We start from the raw sequence: 16293 nt of genomic DNA on the forward strand, positions 1-16293 counted from the left end.
GCGTCCCGCAAGCCGCAGCGTGTCTACACGCTGAAGCTGCTGCCGCACCCGCAGGTGGTCTTGGCGTTGGGATTGCGGATCACGAACTGCGCGCCGTGCAGGCCCTCGCTGTAATCCACTTCCGCGCCCATCAGGTACTGCAGGCTGAGCGGGTCGACCAGCAGGGTGACCTGGTCGGTCTGCACCGCCAGGTCGTCCTCGGCGCGGTTCTCGTCGAACTCGAACCCGTACTGGAAGCCGGAGCAGCCGCCGCCCTGGATGTACACGCGCAGCGCCAGCGCATCGTTGCCTTCCTCGCGGATCAGCTCGCGCACCTTGGCCGCGGCGGCCGCGGTGAAGTTCAACGGCCGATCCAGCGACTGGTAGTCGGGCGTGGGCGCGGCGCCCGGCAGGGAAACGAGAGTGCTCATGGCGGCAGGATGGGGACGGCCGGCGGCCGAATCAAGCCTCGGCGGTGAGCGCGCGCGGCGGCTCGGCGTCGCCGGCGGCCTCGCGGTGCGCTTCCGGCGGCGCCAGCGCGGCCAGGCTGCCGGCGTGGATCAGGCGCCCGGTCAGCTGCGCGCCGGCGTTCATCTCCACCACCTGGTAGTGCACGTTGCCCTGCACCCGCGCCTTGGACGCCAGTTCCACGCGCTCGGCGGCATGCACGTCGCCGATCAGCTGGCCGTTGATGATCACCACCGGCGCGCGCACCTCGCCCTCGATGCTGCCGTGCTCGGACAGGGTCAGCGTGGCCGGCGCGCCGTCTTCGGCGATGACCTTGCCGAGGATACGCCCTTCCACGTAGAGCCCGCCGCTGAACACCAGGTCGCCGCGGATCACCACCTGCGCGCCGATCAGCGTGTCGACCACGGTCTGGCCGCTGCTGCGGCTGTTCTTGTTCCCAAACATAGGCTGATTATTCCCCTTTGCCGTTACCGGCCAATGTCCAATCGAAGGTCTGGCTGACCGGCGCCCCCCCGCCGCTCAATACCACCCGCACCCGTTGCGGAGTGAAGCCCTTGGGCAGGATCACGCTGCCATCCAGTTGCTGGAAGTAGCGGAACGAGTAGTCCTGCCCGGGCACACCGGTCTTCTGGTGCAATTCGTCCCAGCCCACGCTGGCCAGCTTGCCGCCGCGCACGCCTTCCACGGTCAGGCGCAGTTGGCCCTGGCTGATCGCGCCGCGGTTGAGGTTCTGGGTCAGCACCACGTTGTAGCGCCAGGTGCCGCCGGCCTCGGCGGAGAACTCCACCGAATGCACGCTCAGGCCCTTGCGCTGGCTGGTCGCGCCGACCAGGCGCTCGTAGAACGCCACGTCCGCGCGCAGCCCGGCGATCTCCTCGTCGCGCTCGGCCAGCGAACTCTGCACCTCGTTGTTGGCGGCGCGGCTGATCTGGTCGGAGCGGGCCAACGTGGCCTGGCGCTGGTTGAGCGTCTCGATCTGCCGCTGCTGCGCCTGCAGGTTGCGTTCGGCCTCGCGCAACTGCGCGCTGACCGCACTCAGCCGCGGCGCGGCCTGGCGGCTGGCCAGCCACCAGGTCAGCGCCAGCGACAGCAGCCACAGCCCGGCCAGCAGCAGCCACAGCCCGCGGCCGCGTCGTGGCGCGGCGCCATTGGGCACGATCTGGAAACGGGGAACGGGTCGGTTCATGCGCACTGCCACGCCACCGAGGCGGCGCCGGCATCGATCCTCGCGGGTCGGCCTGCTGGGCCACCTAGTGTAAGCCACCCTCCTGAGCGGCGCCGGACTGCACCGCATCCCACGCCCCGGCCCGCGGGCTGGCCTTCGCGGCAGGCATGGCCGATAGTGGCCGACACCCGTGCTTTGCAGGAGCGCCTGCCATGACCGACGCCCATCTCTTCGTAATCGGCATCCTGCTGGCCTGGCTGGCCGGCATCCGGGTGTACCTGACCGTGTTCGGCATCGGCCTGGCCGGCCTGCTCGGCTGGCTGGAGCTGCCGCCGGCGCTGCAGGCGACGCAGTCGTGGTGGGTACTGGGCACTTCCGGCGCGCTGGCGCTGGCGGAATTCTTCGCCGACAAGATCCCCGGCGTGGACTCGGTCTGGGACCTGCTGCAGACCCTGACCCGGATCCCGGCCGGCGCCTTCCTGGCGGCGGCCACGCTCTCGCCCGACGGCCAACTGAGCGCCGGCGCGCTGGCCACCGGCGCGGGCGTGGCGCTGACCAGCCATGCGCTCAAGGCCGGCACCCGCGCCCTGCTCAACACCTCCCCGGAACCGGCCAGCAACTGGATCGCCTCGCTGGCCGAGGATTCGGTGGTGATCGCCGCGCTCGCCCTGGCCCTGGCGCACCCGTGGCTGGCGCTGGCGGTGGTGCTGGCGGCGAGCGCGCTCGGCGCGCTGCTGGTGTGGTGGATCTGGCGCCTGCTGTGGCGGGGCATGCGCCGCCTGCTGGCCTCGCCCGCCCCCGCAACCGGCAACGCCACGCACACGGGCGCCCTGCCATCGTGAACTTCATCGCATAATTGGACGCGCCCCAGGAACCAGACGCGATGCCCGCCAACGACACCGCTCCGCTTTCCCCTCGCGAGGACATCCGCGCGCGTCACATCCGCGCCGAGACGCCGCCGCCGCACTACTGGCGCCGCTGGGTCGGCGATGCGGCGCGCGCCACGCCCACCGATGTCGCCACCGCTGCCGGCAGCGCCGATCCTGCGCCCACCGACGCGACGGGCGACGCCGCGCTGCCGGCCGGCAGCGAGCACGACGACGGCGCGACCGACGCCAACGCGGCCGCCTTCGTGGTCGCCGACGCCACCGCCGATTCCACCGCACAGGCTGCAGCCGCCGCGCCGTACCGCGTGTTGATCGTCGAGGACGACCGCGCGCAGGCGCTGTTCGCGCAGAGCGTGCTGCACGGGGCCGGCATGCACGCGCAGGTGCAGATGCAGGCCGAAGGCGTGCAGCAGGCCATCGCCGACTATCGGCCGGACCTGATCCTGATGGACCTGCACATGCCGGGCCTGGACGGCATGCGCCTGACCGCCCTGATCCGCCAGCAGCCGCAGCACCAGTTGCTGCCGATCGTGTTCCTGTCCGGCGACGCGGATCCGGAACTGGAATACGAAGTGCTCGACAGCGGCGCCGACGATTTCCTGACCAAGCCGATCCGGCCGCGGCACCTGATCGCCGCGGTCTCCAACCGCATCCGCCGCGCCCGCCAGCAGGCCCAGCAAGGCCACGCCGAGGCGGTGCCGCTGAACAACCCCGAGACCGGCCTGCCGACCCGTGCGCATGTGCTGCAGTTGCTGGACACGACGCTGCGCGCCCACCGCCCCGGCAGCCTGTACTTCATCGAGATCGCCAGCGCGCTCGGCCTGCGCGAACGCTACGGCTATGCCGCGTTCGAGCGGCTGATGGTGCAGGCCGGGCGCCGCCTGGCCGGCGTCACCGCCCCACAGCCGCTGGCGCGGCTCAACGACAACAGTTTCCTGCTGCTGGCCGACGACGCCGATGCGGACGCGCAGCGGCAGTGCGCGCAGCGCCTGCGCGACGCGCTGTCCGGCCACGCCTTCCCGTTGCGCGAGGACGAGGCGCTGCACCTGCGCTGTGCGATCGGCTACGCCGACTTCGGCCATGGCTTCGAGGACGCCGGCAGCGCGCTGGAAGCGGTCGAGCGCACCGCGCTGCAGGCGCGGCTGCAGCCGCAGGGCATCGCCGCGTACGTGCCGCCGCGCGCGGACGAGGATCTGCAGCGCATCGCCATGCTGGAGGGACAACTGGAACCGGCCTACCAGCCGATCGTCGCCGTCGCCGGCGGCGACATCGCCCAGTACCAGGTGCTGCTGCGCCTGCGCCAGCGCGACGGCAGCCTGCTCTCGGCCGGCCAGGTGCTGCCGGCCGCCGAGGCCGGCGGACGCATCGCCGACCTCGACCAGCAGGTGCTGGATCACGCGCTGGGCCTGCTGCACCTGTACCAGCACGCCACGCCGCCGCTGCGCCTGTTCGTCTCGCAGTCCTCGCGCACGCTGGCGCGTACCGCCTTCGCCGAATGGCTGATCGACACCATCGGCCGCCGCGGCGTCACCGGCACCTCGCTGGTGATCGACCTGCGCCTGGACGACGCCCTGGTCCACACCGCCACGCTGCAGCAGTTCTGCGCGCGGCTGATGCCGCTGGGCGTGCAGTTCTGCGTCAGCCAGTTCGAACCGGGCGCGGAGGCCGAGGCGCTGCTCGCGCACCTGCCGCTGGGCTATCTGCGCCTGTCGGCGCGCTTCGCCGGCGCGCATGCCGATCCCGACCTGCGCGACCAGTTGCGCGCCACCATCGATCTGGCGCACCGCGCCGGCCTGCTGATCATCGGCCAGCAGATCGAGCAGGCGCAGGCCGCGGCGGCGATGTGGATGGGCGGGGTCGACTTCATCCAGGGCAACCTGGTGCAGTCGGTCGGCGACCAGTTGAACTTCGACTTCCAGAACGCGGTGCTCTAGCCATGTCCGTCCGTCGACGTCGGCCCGTCCCACGGCCGGCGGCCTTCGCCGCGGTGCTCGCCGTCGCCGGCACCCTGCTGGCGCTGCCGCCGCTGGCGCTGCCCTTGCCGGCGCCGTGGCACTGGCTGGCGCCGGTCTGCATGGCCGCGGCCGCGGCCCTGGCCACCCTCGCCGGCTGCCGCGCGCGCCAGCAGATCGAACGCCTGGATGCGGCGCTGGCGCGCGCCGCGCTGGCCGAGTCCGAACGCAATGCCCTGCAGCACGACGTGCATGCGCGCGAGCGGCTGGAACAGGAACTGCTGCAGGCCAAGCAGGCCGCCGAGGCCGCGGTGCTGGCCAAGGGCGAGTTCCTGGCGACGATGAGCCACGAGATCCGCACCCCGCTCAACGGCATCATCCCGATGCTGGAGCTGATCGGGCGCGGCCCGCTCGGCCTGGACCAGCGCGAGATGCTGCGCGCGGCCAGCACCTCCTCGCTGCAGTTGCTGCGCATCGTCGACGACATCCTGGATTACTCCAAGCTGGAAGCGAACCGGCTGGAGCTGGAGATCACCACCTTCAACCTGCGCGAGCTGCTCGACGGCGTGCTGGAGCTGATGCAGCGCGCGGCCGAAGCCAAGGGCCTGCGCATGGCGCTGCAGCTGGACCCGGCGGTGCGCCTGCCGGTGCGCGGCGATCCGGTGCGCCTGCGCCAGGTGCTGAGCAACCTGCTCGGCAACGCGGTCAAGTTCACCGCGCGCGGCGGCATCGACCTGGGCGTGCGCCGGCTCGGCGAGACCCCGGCGCAGCACCTGCTGCGCTTCGAGGTGCGCGACACCGGCATCGGCATCAGCGCAGAACGCCAGGAGCACCTGTTCCAGGCCTTCACCCAGGCCGACGCCTCCACCACCCGCCTGTACGGCGGCACTGGCCTGGGCCTGACCATCTGCAAGCGCATCGTCGAACTGATGGGCGGGCGCATCGGCGTGACGTCGCGGCAGGGCCAGGGCGCCACGTTCTGGTTCGAGATCCCGTTGTTGAAGGTGATCGGCGATCTGGCGCAGCACCCGGGCGGCCTGCCGCGGCTGCATGCGTTGCTGGTCGGCGCCGATCAGCGCCTGCAGCAGCGCCTGAGCGTGCTGCTGCCGAACTGGGGCGTGCAGGTCAGCAAGGTCGATTCGACCCAGGAGGCGCTGGAACGGCTGCGCGGCAACGGCAACGGCAACGTCGCGCGCCCGGCCTACGACCTGGTGATCGGCGACCTGGATGGCCTGCGGCAGAGCGCACGCGCCCTGCAGCGCGCGGTGGCACGGCTGCCGGCGCCGCAGACCACGCGGCTGATCTGGCTGTACGGCGAGGCCGACATTCCCGAGGAGATCCGCGCACACGGCGCACTGCTGTCGCGGCAGGCCGCCGACATCGATCTGCGCAGCATGCTGGCGCTGGCACCGGCGACGCCGCACCTGGCCAGCGAGACGCTTGGCGCCAGCGACGACGACGCGGATACGTTCTACCACGACGCCTTCGCGCAAGACGCTGCAGACAGCGCAACGTCTCCGCCCGCCGCGGACGCGGCGAGCGCGATCGCCGACGCCCTGCCGCCGCGCAGCGGCTACCGGCTGCTGCTGGTCGAGGACAATCCGGTCAACCTGATGGTGGCGCGGCGACTGCTGGAATCGCTGGGCCACCACGCCGACAGCGTCGAGGACGGCGCCGCCGCACTGGCGCAGTTGGCGCGGCAGCCGTACGACCTGGTGCTGATGGACTGCCAGATGCCGGTGCTGGACGGCTACGCCGCCACCCGCCAATGGCGCCAGCGCGAGGCCGAAGCGGCGCGCCCGCGCCTGCCGATCGTGGCGATGACCGCCAACGCGATGGCCGGCGACAGACAGCGCTGCCTCGATGCCGGCATGGACGACTACCTGTCCAAACCGATCGACCGCGCCCGGCTGGAGACCTGCCTGCAGCGCTGGCTGCCGCCGCAGCCGGCGGCCTTGCCGGCCAGCGCGGCGATCGCGCCGGAGCCGGATGCAGGCCGGGCAACAGCCGCAGCCATCGCGCGCACGCCGACGGCGGCAGCGCTCGCCAACGCGGTGCACGTCGAACCGCAGCAGGCCCGCCACGCCGACATGCCCACGGCGGACGCCGCGCCAACCGCACCTGCGACGGCATCCAGCCCCACCACCGCCTCTACCGCCCCGATGCCATCGCTCGATCACGACATGCGCGAAGCTCCCCGGGCCGCGCCTGTGCTGGAACAGGACATGGCCTCGCGCGGCACCGGCGCGGCGTCGACACCGTCGCTCGTTTCGTCCGAGGCCGCCGAGCTGGAACCACCATCGGCGGTGCCGGCGCCGGTGCTGGACATCGCAGTGCTGGACGAACTGCGCGAGGTCATCGGCGGCGCCAGCGTCGCGCAGATCGTCGAACTGTTCCTGGCCGATGCGCCGCTGCTGATCCAGCGCCTGGAGCAGGCCGCGGCGACGGCGCAGAGCGACGCGATGCGCGAAGCCGCACACACGCTGAAATCCTCGGCCGCCAACCTCGGTGCGCTGGCGCTGTCGGCGGCGGCGCTGCGCATCGAGTCGGGCGTGCGCACCGGCACGCTGGATCGCCCGGTGGTCGCGGTCGCCCTGGTGATCGCGGAATTCGCACGCGCGCGCCTGGCGCTGAGCGGCTACCGCGCCAGCGTCCGCGATGCTGCCGAACCCGCCGCGCCCTAGCGCGGCGTCGTGCTGTCACGCCCCTGCGGGCGAAGCGATCGCGCGCGGCGTCTCGGCCAAGCGCATCGCCCAACGGGCAGACGCTAGCACGCTGCTTTTCTGGTAGGAGCGGCTTCAGCCGCGACAGGCGTGACCTGTAAAGCCCGTCGCGGCTGAAGCCGCTCCTACAGGAGAGCGACGTCGTGCGATGCCAATGCAATGCCGTCCGCATGGACTGGTGCAGGAGCGGCAGGTGCCACTTTTCAGGATCGACGGCGACCTTCCGCCAGCACCGCGTCGCGGCTGAAGCCGCTCCCTTGCGCGCACGGCAGCGCCGACGCCTCTCCCGGAGTACAGAGCGTAAAGCGTGCAGCGCGGCGCGGACCCAGGTCAGCGCCGCGGCGTCATGCACCGACGATTCAATCGTCGAGCTTGGTCAGCAGGTAGTTCGGCTCGCCGATCCGATCGATCAGATCGAGCTGGGTTTCCAGCCAGTCGATGTGCTCTTCTTCCGACTCCAGAATGTCGGCCAGCAGCTGGCGGCTGACGTAGTCCTGGATCGATTCGGCGTAGGCGATGCCCTCGCGCAGGGTGACCGTGCCGTCCTGCTCCAGCGCCAGGTCGCACTCGAGAATTTCCTTGGGGTTCTCGCCGATGCGCAGCTTGCCCAGCGCCTGGAAGTTGGGGAGCCCCTCGAGGAACAGGATGCGGTCCGCCAGCTTGTCGGCGTGCTTCATCTCGTCGATGGATTCCTTGTACTCGTGCTCGGCCAGTTCCTTCAGGCCCCAGTTCTTCAGCATCTTGGCGTGCAGGAAGTACTGGTTGATCGCGGTCAGCTCGTTGTAGAGGACCTTGTTGAGGAACTCGATGACTTTGCTGTCGCCCTTCATTGCATCGCTCGCGTAAGCCGGAAAGCGCAGACTCTAGCGAATCGCGCCGCGACGTGAAGGAACGCGAATCGTGATCATCCCGCGCCGCAGCGCGGCGATGGACTCAGGCGGCGCGGGCCAGGCCGCCCAGCACCGGCAACGGCAGTTCGCGGCTCAGCGCGCGCTCGAGCACTTCGCCGGCCATGTCCAGGCAGGAGCCGCAGGTGGCGCCGCAGCCGGTGCGCATGGTCAGTTCGGACACGGTGCGGCAGCCGGCTTCGGCGGCTTCGCGGATCTGGCGATCGGTGACCCCATTGCAGATGCAGACGTACACGGCGGGCTTGGCGGCGGACGGCGCGGACTGCGCCTGGCGCCCATTCAAACCAAAGTGAGAATGGTTGTCAATTCCGCCCGTTAATCGTTATTAATCCGCGCCGCCCAAGGCCCGCCGCGCTTGCGCGGACGCTTGCGCGGCCGCTCGTGGCCGGCGGTATTGCCCGGCAACCAAGCCTCCTGGGCCAGGGTCGGCATGGCGCGGATGCCGGCGCCGGCGATGGTCTGCGCCAGCGGCGCCAGATGGCGCAGCGCCCGGGCGTAGACGCCGCGCTTGAACAGCACGACGTGCTCCACCGGGTACCAGAAATCGACCCAGCGCCAGTGATCGAACTCCGGCGTCTCGGTCAGTTCCAGATTCAGCTGGCTCTCGTCGCACTGCATCCGCAGCAGGAACCAGACCTGCTTCTGGCCGATGCAGACCTGGCGTTCGTTGCGGCGGATGGCCCGGCTGGGCAGGCGATAGCGCAGCCACCCGGGGGTGGCGCCGAGCACTTCCACATGCTCGGGCAACAGCCCGGTTTCTTCGCGCAACTCGCGGTACATGGCCTCCACCGGGGTCTCGTCGGTGTTCATGCCGCCTTGCGGGAACTGCCAGCCGTCCCGGCGCACACGGCGTGCCCAGAACACCTGACCATCCGGCCGCATCAGCACGATGCCTACGTTCGGTCGATAGCCGTCCGGATCGATCACGATGCGGACTCCTGAAAAATCTACTGGCTCCGACTCTGCCATGGCTGCGGCCGGGCCACAAGCAGCGCAGAAACCCGTTGACAGGCGCCCGCTTCTCCATAAGAATTGGCGGTTCACCAGGGCTATGTAGCTCAGCCGGTTAGAGCACAGCACTCATAATGCTGGGGTCGGTGGTTCGAGTCCACCCATAGCCACCATGGTGTGTACGCCCAAGGCGTGCGATACTTGCAGTCCACATTGCCCCGTCGCCAAGCGGTAAGGCACCTGACTCTGACTCAGGCATTCGGTGGTTCGAATCCATCCGGGGCAGCCAAACACACAAAAAAGGCCGATCGAAAGATCGGCCTTTTTTGTGTGTTTGGCTGCGGGTTCGCGCAGGCGCTACGCGCCTGCGCCCCACACCTTGCTGCGCAAGGTGTGGGCCCCGGCCTTCCGCCTCCACATCCCCGCGCCTGTCGGCGCGCCCCCTTGGACTCCAAGGGGGCTTTTCACCAGATGGAATCCGATCAGCCGAAGCAGGCGCCAGCACTCGCGATCCACCGACATCGGCGCCGTCCTAGCAAGGTCGCGCGCACCCCGCCTCCCTATAGATATAGACACCGAACCCTTGCGGGCGACCTCGGACCTTCATCAGCCCCAGGCCGGCCGGCAATTCCCGGGGCGGCGCGAGGAGATCCATGGCTTCGGGCCGCCCCGATCACACATTCCTGCCGGCATACCCGCGACTCCAGAACGACAAAAGCCCGGCCGAAGCCGGGCTTTTGCTTGGTCCCAGCAGGCTCCCGAAGGAGCCCACGCCAGGCGCGATGGATCAGCGCTTGGAGAACTGGGTGGCGCGACGGGCCTTGTGCAGGCCGACCTTCTTACGCTCGACTTCGCGGGCGTCGCGGGTCATGAAGCCGGCCTTGCGCAGCTCGGTCTTCAGGGTTTCGTCGTACTCGACCAGCGCGCGGGCGATGCCCAGGCGGATCGCACCGGCCTGGCCGGTGGTGCCGCCGCCGGTGGCGGTGACCAGGATGTCGAAGCTCTCGGTGTTCTTGGTCAGCTCCAGCGGCTGGCGCACGATCATGCGCGCGGTCTCGCGGCCGAAGAACTCGTCCAGCGGACGGCCGTTGACGGAGATGTTGCCGGTGCCCTTGCGCAGGAACACGCGGGCGGTGGAGGACTTGCGGCGGCCAGTGCCGTAGTTTTGCGAAATCGCCATGATTAGATATCCAGAACCTGCGGCTGCTGAGCGGCGTGCGGATGCTCCGCACCGGAATAGACCTTGAGCTTGCGGTACATCGCGCGGCCCAGCGGGCCCTTGGGCAGCATGCCCTTGACCGCGATTTCGATCACGCGCTCCGGGTGGCGCTCCAGCGCCTGCTCCAGGCTCTCGGTCTTGAGGTTGCCGATGTAGCCGGTGAAGCGGTGATACTTCTTGTCCTTGAGCTTGTTGCCGGTGACGACGATCTTCTCGGCGTTGATCACCACCAGGTAATCGCCGGTATCGACGTGCGGGGTGTAGACCGGCTTGTGCTTGCCGCGCAGGCGGCGGGCCAGTTCGGTGGAAAGCCGGCCCAGCGTTTTGCCGGCGGCGTCAACGAGATACCAGTCGCGCTGGACGGTCTCGGACTTAGCAGTGAAGGTGCTCATGATCAGACTCGGTTGGTCGGGCGGATTCCTGCAGCGAACGGCCGGAACTTTGCCACGCGTTGTGAATTGCAAAAACGCAAGAGGCGAAATTCTACGTGGCCTGGCCGCCACGCGCAAGTCCACCCATGGCAGGCAGAGATCGGGCCGGCGGCGCGCTTGGCAGTGCGCCGGGCGGCGGCGAAAATCGGGATCCCCACCGCTTCCGGGCTTCCCCACATGACGACCAGCCGCCAGCATTCCCCGCTCGATCGCGCCCTGGTCGAGGCCCAGCGCGCGCTGGAGACCGTGTTCGGCGACCCGCCGGCGCAGCGCCCCTACCCGGCCGCGGCCACCGCCGACGTGGTGCTGGCGCCGGACGAGCGCCGCCATGCCGCCGGCCTGATGCGCATCAACCACGTCGGCGAGGTCTGCGCCCAGGGCCTGTATTTCGGCCAGGCCGCGGTCGCGCGCGACCCGGCCACCCGTGCGCACCTGCTGGAGGCGGCGCAGGAAGAGACCGACCACCTGGCCTGGTGCGCGGCGCGGTTGCGCGAGCTGGACAGCCGCCCCAGCCTGTTCAATCCGCTGTGGTACGCCGGCAGCTACGCGATCGGCACCCTGGCCGGGCTGCGCGGCGACGGCTGGAACCTGGGCTTCGTGGTCGAGACCGAACGCCAGGTCGAGGCGCACCTGGACGAACACCTGCAGACCCTGCCGCCGGCCGACCTGCGCAGCCGCGACGTGCTCACGGTGATGAAGGCCGACGAGGCCCGCCACGCCGAGCATGCCGAACAGGCCGGCGCGCGGCGCCTGCCGCCGCCGATCCCCACGGTGATGGCCGCCGCCTCGCGGCTGATGAAGGCCGTCGCCTATCGGCTGTAGCCGCCCGCCGGTCGGGCCGGCGATGCGGCGGCTGGCAATGCCGGCCTGATGGGAGTAAAGTGAACGAACGCTGACTGATTCCACGTCGGCGCACGCCGTTCCGGCCGCAGCACCGCCATGTGCCGCAGCCACCGATGTACCCGTGCCGAGCCGCGCCCGCGTGCGCTCCGCCTGCCGACTGCCATGCCCGCACCCATGCTCCACCCGCCATCGCCCCGCACCCGCTGGTTGTCGCGCCTGCTGTTCGCGACCCTGTTCGCGATCGGCGGCGGCACCCTGTTGCACCACCTGCTCGGCGATTACCGCCAGGCCAGCGCGATCCTGCGCGACCATTCGGTGGCGACCGTGCCGGTGATCGCCGATGGCGCCTTCGGCGTGCAGACCGAGCCGCTGGTGCGCTACCGCTTCCACTACGTGTTCGAGAGCAAGGGCCGGCTGCACAGCGGCGCCTTCGAGGCCAGCGGCGCCGAGGCCGCGCCGCTGCTGCTGGACGGCGCCACCGTCGAGATCGCCTACGCCAACGCCGACCCCGCACGCTTCGGGCGCCTGGACCAGTTGCAGCATGCCGGCAACCTCGGCAGCGTGTTCACCCGCGCGATGATCGCGCTGTCGATCGCCGCCCTGCTGGCGGTGGTGGCGCACCGGCTGCTGATCGGCCGGGTGCTGACCCGACGCCGCATCGCCGCCGCCTGAGTTCCTGCGCGCGCCGCTCAGTGCGCGACCAGTTTCAGGCCGATCACCCCGACCACGATCAGGCCGATGCAGGCCAGCCGCGCCGGCGAGGCGCTGTCGCCGAACAGGACCACGCCGAGCACGGCCGTGCCCAGCGCCCCGATGCCGGTCCAGATCGCGTAGGCGGTGCCCAGCGGGATGTGCTTGAGCGCCTGGGTCAGCAACCACAGGCTGAGGCCCGCCCCGGCCATGGTCCCCAGGGACGGCCACAGCCGGGTGAAGCCTTCGCTGTACTTGAGGCCGAGGGCGAAGCCGATCTCGAACAGGCCGGCCAGCAACAGGTAGATCCAGGGCATTGTCTTTCTCCGTAGACAAATGAAAACGAAAACGGCCCGATGTCTGCACATCGGGCCGCCGTCGGCAGGGGTCGCAGCGCAGGCTGCGGGCGGGTCGTCCCGCCGGTGTGGAGGCTGCTTACTCGGACAGGTTGCGCCCGTGGAACAGTTCCTCGATCTCGCGCTTGAGCAGCGCCTCGATGCGCATGCGCTCCTTGAACGAGAGGTTCTTGGCCTTCTCCTCGAACAGGTACTGGTCCAGGTCGAAGTCCTTCAGGTGCATCTTGGTGTGGAAGATGTTCTCCTGATAGACGTTGACGTCGAACATCTCGTAGCGCGACTTGACGTTCTTGGCCAGGAAGTTCTGGATCGAGTTGATCTTGTGGTCGATGTAGTGCTTCTTGCCCTTCACGTCGCGGGTGAAGCCGCGCACGCGGTAATCCATGATCACGATGTCCGATTCCAGGCTCTCGATCAGGTAATTGAGGGCCTTCAGCGGCGAAATGACGCCACAGGTGGCGACGTCGATGTCGGCGCGGAACGTGGCGATACCGTGCTGCGGATGGGTTTCCGGGTAGGTATGGACGGTGATGTGGCTCTTGTCCATGTGCGCGACCACGGCGTCGGAAATGATCTCCTTGCCGGCGGCCTTCTTGTCGATGACCGGCTCCTCGGAGATCAGGATCGTCACCGAGGCGCCCTGCGGATCGTAGTCCTGGCGCGCGATGTTGAGGATGTTGGCGCCGATGATCTCGGCCACATCGGTGAGGATCTGGGTCAGGCGATCGGCGTCGTACTGCTCGTCGATGTACTCGATGTAGCGCTGGCGCTCCTCTTCGGAGATCGCGTAGCAGACGTCGTAGATGTTGAAGCTCAACGCCTTGGTGAGGTTGTTGAAACCTTGCAGCCTCAGGCGAGGCAACGGCTTGACCACGGCGTGGATCCTCTGGAAGTGGGTGGGGAAAGACACTCAATTATGAGCCAAATGGCTCCGCTGCGAAACGTGGCGCCCGTCTCTTGTTTGCCGCCGCGAACGCGTCCCGTTAAGCTTCGGGAATTACGCCGTAGCGAAGCCGCCATGAGCCCCGGAAACACATCCACTGCAGCACCTGTGCGCATCGCTCCAAGTCCTCTGACGTTGGACACCGCCACCATCGACCGCTTCCTGGCCCACAGCCACCGTCGCCGCTATCCGGCGCGGACGGATGTGTTCAGGCCTGGCGACCCGGCCGGCACCCTGTACTACGTCGTCAGCGGCTCGGTCAGCATCATCGCCGAGGAAGATGACGACCGCGAGTTGGTGCTGGGCTATTTCGGCAGCGGCGAGTTCGTCGGCGAAATGGGGCTGTTCATCGAGTCCGACCAGCGCGAGGTGATCCTGCGCACCCGTACGCCCTGCGAACTGGCCGAGATCAGCTACGAGCGCCTGCACCAGCTGTTCCTGGGCTCGCTGTCGTCCGATGCGCCGCGGGTGCTGTACGCGATCGGCGTGCAGCTGTCCAAGCGCCTGCTGGACACCTCGCGCAAGGCCAGCCGCCTGGCGTTCCTGGACGTCACCGACCGCATCGTGCGCACTTTGCACGACCTGGCCCAGGAGCCGGAGGCGATGAGCCATCCGCAGGGCATGCAGTTGCGCGTGTCGCGGCAGGAACTGGCGCGGTTGGTCGGCTGCTCGCGCGAGATGGCCGGCCGGGTGCTGAAGAAGCTGCAGGTCGACGGCATCCTGCATGCCCGCGGCAAGACCGTGGTGCTGTACGGCGCACGCTGACCGCCATGGGGCGCTAGGCCCGGCGCGATGGTGCTGAGCGAGACCTTCTACTGGTTCGTGCTGGTCGGCCTGGCCGCGCAACTGGTGGACGGCGCGCTGGGCATGGCCTTCGGTCTGGTCTCCTCGTCGGTCCTGCTGAGCCTGGGCCTGCCGCCGGCGGTGGTCAGCGCCAGCGTGCACAGCGCGGAAGTCTTCACTACCGGCGCCTCGGGGCTGTCGCACCTGGCCCTGGGCAATGTCGACAAGCGGCTGTTCCTGCGCCTGGCGCTGCCGGGTATGGTCGGCGGCGTCGCCGGCGCCTACGTGCTGACGCAACTGCCGGGCGAGCTGATCCGCCCCTTCGTCTACCTGTACCTGCTCGCCCTGGCGGTGCTGATCCTGCTGCGCGCGGCCGGCCGCGCGCTGCCGCGCCGCGAGGTGCGGCGGGTGCCGCTGCTGGGCTTCGTCGCCGGCCTGCTGGACGCCAGCGGCGGTGGCGGCTGGGGACCGGTGGCGACCTCGACCCTGCTCGCCCATGGCGGCCAGGCGCGCACCACCATCGGCACGGTCAACGCCGCCGAGTTCCTCGTGACACTGTCGATCTCGCTGACCTTCCTGCTGACCATGGGCGTGCAGCACCTGGACATCGTGCTCGGCCTGCTGGTCGGCGGCATGCTCGCCGCGCCGCTGGCGGCGTTGCTGGTCAAGCGGGTGCGCGAGCGCTGGGTACTGGTGGCGGTGGGCCTGCTGGTGCTGGGCATCAGCCTGTATCAGGTGGGTGGGGCGCTGTCTCGGTGGGTGGGCTGACGCCCGGAAGTCGGGATTGGGGATTCGCAGGAGCGGCGTCGATGGCACCTGACGCGGCGCTGGACGCGCATCCGGCGGTCAGGCCGCGTTCGCTTTTGCCGGGGCGGGCCGCGCGATGATCGCGGCCGGGATGCCGCCGCCGGTGGCCGCGCGTCTCGCCCCGCCCTCCCCGCGAGATCCGCCATGCACCGTGCCATTCCGCTCTTCCTGGCCTTGCTGTGTCTGGTGCTGCCTGCGCCACACGCACAGGCCGACGACGCCTTCGCCCGGCTCGGGCGCGGGGTCAACATCCTCGGCTACGACCCGCTGTGGAACGACCCGGCGAAGGCGCGTTTCCGCCCGCCGCTGTACCGCACGATCCGCGACGGCGGCTTCCGCACGGTGCGGGTCAACCTGCAGGCGTTCGCGCACATGGACGCGGACAACCAGCTCGACCCGACCTGGCTGAAGACGCTGGACACGGTGGTCGACCAGGCCACCGCCGCGGGCCTGAACGTGATCCTGGACGAACACGACTTCCACCCCTGCGCCGCCGATGCGGCGGTGTGCCGGACCAAGCTGCTGGCGTTCTGGAGCCAGATCGCCCCGCGCTACCGCCATGCGCCGCCGTCGGTGCTGTTCGAGATCCTCAACGAGCCCAACGGCCAGATGACCAGCGCGGTGTGGAACGATCTGCTGCGCGATGCGCTGCAGATCATCCGCCGCGACAACCCGACCCGCACGGTGGTGGTGGGCCCGGCCAGCAGCAATTCCTTCACCGCGCTCGACAGCCTGCGCCTGCCCGACGACGATGCGCACCTGCTGGTCACCGTGCACTACTACAACCCGTTCCGCTTCACCCACCAGGGCGCACCGTGGGCGCCTGCGGACATCCGCGACCACACCGGCGTGAGCTGGGGCAGTGCGGCCGACCGGACCAAGCTGTACGGCGAGTTCGACCGCATCGCGGCCTGGGCCAAGGCGCACCATCGGCAGGTGCTGCTGGGCGAGTTCGGCGCCTACGAGCAGGCACCGCCGGCCGATCGCCTGGCCTGGACGGTGGCCGTGGTCAATGCCGCGGAGAAGCGCCACTTCGCCTGGGCGTATTGGGAATTCGAGGGCAGCTTCGGCGCCTACGACATCGACCGCGGGCAGTGGGTCGCGTCGCTGCAGCATGCGCTGGTGGGCAGCGACAGCGCTTACCGCGGGGCCGGCGGCTGATCGCCGGCCTCCCCCGCCGGGTGACCC

Annotated in this window: 18 protein-coding genes and 2 tRNA genes; 10 read left to right on the forward strand and 10 right to left on the reverse strand. The window is 69.7% G+C overall.

Translation table 11 applies throughout. The annotated features are described in order from the left end of the window. Positions 1-23: 23 nt before the first annotated feature. From erpA to PG878_RS19290, 3 genes are read right to left on the reverse strand one after another with little or no spacing between them, the layout of a single operon-like run. Complete coding sequence (gene erpA, locus PG878_RS19280; protein ID WP_017908990.1) at positions 24-410, reverse strand: iron-sulfur cluster insertion protein ErpA; 387 nt, start codon at positions 408-410, stop codon at positions 24-26. A 31-nt stretch (positions 411-441) separates the two neighbouring features. After that, complete coding sequence (locus PG878_RS19285; RefSeq protein ID WP_010341431.1) at positions 442-891, reverse strand: bactofilin family protein; 450 nt, start codon at positions 889-891, stop codon at positions 442-444. 7 nt (positions 892-898) lie between these two features. After that, the gene (locus tag PG878_RS19290; RefSeq protein ID WP_209030227.1) at positions 899-1633 is read right to left on the reverse strand and encodes a DUF6776 family protein; all 735 of its coding nucleotides are present in this window, start codon (positions 1631-1633) and stop codon (positions 899-901) included. Between the two features lie 191 nt (positions 1634-1824). Between PG878_RS19290 and PG878_RS19295 the strand changes: the two genes are divergently transcribed. From PG878_RS19295 to PG878_RS19305, 3 genes are read left to right on the forward strand one after another with little or no spacing between them, the layout of a single operon-like run. Beyond that, entirely contained in the window at positions 1825-2454 is a 630-nt protein-coding gene (locus PG878_RS19295; RefSeq protein WP_209030226.1) for a DUF4126 domain-containing protein, read from the forward strand. A 41-nt stretch (positions 2455-2495) separates the two neighbouring features. Then, the gene (locus tag PG878_RS19300) at positions 2496-4433 is read left to right on the forward strand and encodes an EAL domain-containing protein (RefSeq protein ID WP_209030225.1); all 1938 of its coding nucleotides are present in this window, start codon (positions 2496-2498) and stop codon (positions 4431-4433) included. Positions 4434-4435: 2 nt separating this feature from the next. Further along, complete coding sequence (locus PG878_RS19305) at positions 4436-7135, forward strand: hybrid sensor histidine kinase/response regulator (protein WP_244672503.1); 2700 nt, start codon at positions 4436-4438, stop codon at positions 7133-7135. A gap of 398 nt (positions 7136-7533) precedes the next feature. Here PG878_RS19305 and bfr read toward each other — a convergent pair whose 3' ends face one another. The 3 genes from bfr to PG878_RS19320 all read right to left on the reverse strand — a co-directional run bounded on the left by bfr (position 7534) and on the right by PG878_RS19320 (position 9009). Next, entirely contained in the window at positions 7534-8004 is a 471-nt protein-coding gene (gene bfr, locus PG878_RS19310) for a bacterioferritin (RefSeq protein WP_017910327.1), read from the reverse strand. A gap of 103 nt (positions 8005-8107) precedes the next feature. After that, positions 8108-8317, reverse strand: coding sequence for a (2Fe-2S)-binding protein (locus PG878_RS19315; protein ID WP_209030224.1), 210 nt, complete (start codon positions 8315-8317; stop codon positions 8108-8110). Between the two features lie 80 nt (positions 8318-8397). After that, positions 8398-9009, reverse strand: a complete 612-nt coding sequence (locus PG878_RS19320) for an RNA pyrophosphohydrolase (protein WP_010341422.1) — start codon at positions 9007-9009, stop codon at positions 8398-8400. A gap of 120 nt (positions 9010-9129) precedes the next feature. Between PG878_RS19320 and PG878_RS19325 the strand changes: the two genes are divergently transcribed. Together PG878_RS19325 and PG878_RS19330 are read left to right on the forward strand one after the other, a co-directional pair. Next, positions 9130-9206, forward strand: a tRNA-Met gene (locus PG878_RS19325). Positions 9207-9247: 41 nt separating this feature from the next. Continuing rightward, positions 9248-9322, forward strand: a tRNA-Gln gene (locus PG878_RS19330). A 498-nt stretch (positions 9323-9820) separates the two neighbouring features. Here the strand turns inward: PG878_RS19330 and rpsI are convergent. Further along, the gene (rpsI, locus tag PG878_RS19335) at positions 9821-10213 is read right to left on the reverse strand and encodes a 30S ribosomal protein S9 (RefSeq protein ID WP_010341421.1); all 393 of its coding nucleotides are present in this window, start codon (positions 10211-10213) and stop codon (positions 9821-9823) included. Positions 10214-10215: 2 nt separating this feature from the next. Further along, entirely contained in the window at positions 10216-10644 is a 429-nt protein-coding gene (rplM, locus tag PG878_RS19340; protein WP_010341420.1) for a 50S ribosomal protein L13, read from the reverse strand. A gap of 216 nt (positions 10645-10860) precedes the next feature. On the opposite strand from rplM, the gene coq7 reads away from it, so the two are divergent. Both coq7 and PG878_RS19350 read left to right on the forward strand, forming a co-directional pair. After that, the gene (gene coq7 / locus PG878_RS19345; RefSeq protein WP_148829503.1) at positions 10861-11505 is read left to right on the forward strand and encodes a 2-polyprenyl-3-methyl-6-methoxy-1,4-benzoquinone monooxygenase; all 645 of its coding nucleotides are present in this window, start codon (positions 10861-10863) and stop codon (positions 11503-11505) included. A 195-nt stretch (positions 11506-11700) separates the two neighbouring features. Further along, entirely contained in the window at positions 11701-12198 is a 498-nt protein-coding gene (locus PG878_RS19350; RefSeq protein ID WP_244672501.1) for a hypothetical protein, read from the forward strand. Between the two features lie 17 nt (positions 12199-12215). Here PG878_RS19350 and sugE read toward each other — a convergent pair whose 3' ends face one another. Together sugE and speD are read right to left on the reverse strand one after the other, a co-directional pair. Then, positions 12216-12533 carry a quaternary ammonium compound efflux SMR transporter SugE gene (sugE, locus tag PG878_RS19355; RefSeq protein WP_209030223.1) on the reverse strand — a complete coding sequence of 106 codons (318 nt, stop codon included), beginning with the start codon at positions 12531-12533 and terminating at the stop codon, positions 12216-12218. 118 nt (positions 12534-12651) lie between these two features. Then, complete coding sequence (gene speD, locus PG878_RS19360; protein WP_017910332.1) at positions 12652-13446, reverse strand: adenosylmethionine decarboxylase; 795 nt, start codon at positions 13444-13446, stop codon at positions 12652-12654. Between the two features lie 144 nt (positions 13447-13590). Here speD and crp point away from each other — a divergent pair, with 144 nt between their 5' ends. The 3 genes from crp (at position 13591) to PG878_RS19375 (ending at position 16266) form a co-directional block, all read left to right on the forward strand. Further along, entirely contained in the window at positions 13591-14280 is a 690-nt protein-coding gene (gene crp / locus PG878_RS19365; protein ID WP_010341415.1) for a cAMP-activated global transcriptional regulator CRP, read from the forward strand. A gap of 27 nt (positions 14281-14307) precedes the next feature. Further along, complete coding sequence (locus tag PG878_RS19370) at positions 14308-15066, forward strand: sulfite exporter TauE/SafE family protein (RefSeq protein WP_209030222.1); 759 nt, start codon at positions 14308-14310, stop codon at positions 15064-15066. Positions 15067-15249: 183 nt separating this feature from the next. Then, positions 15250-16266 carry a glycoside hydrolase family 5 protein gene (locus tag PG878_RS19375; protein ID WP_244672500.1) on the forward strand — a complete coding sequence of 339 codons (1017 nt, stop codon included), beginning with the start codon at positions 15250-15252 and terminating at the stop codon, positions 16264-16266. Positions 16267-16293 lie beyond the last annotated feature (27 nt).

It is taken from the genome of Xanthomonas hawaiiensis (genome assembly GCF_031834635.1).
GTDB lineage: Bacteria > Pseudomonadota > Gammaproteobacteria > Xanthomonadales > Xanthomonadaceae > Xanthomonas_A > Xanthomonas_A sacchari.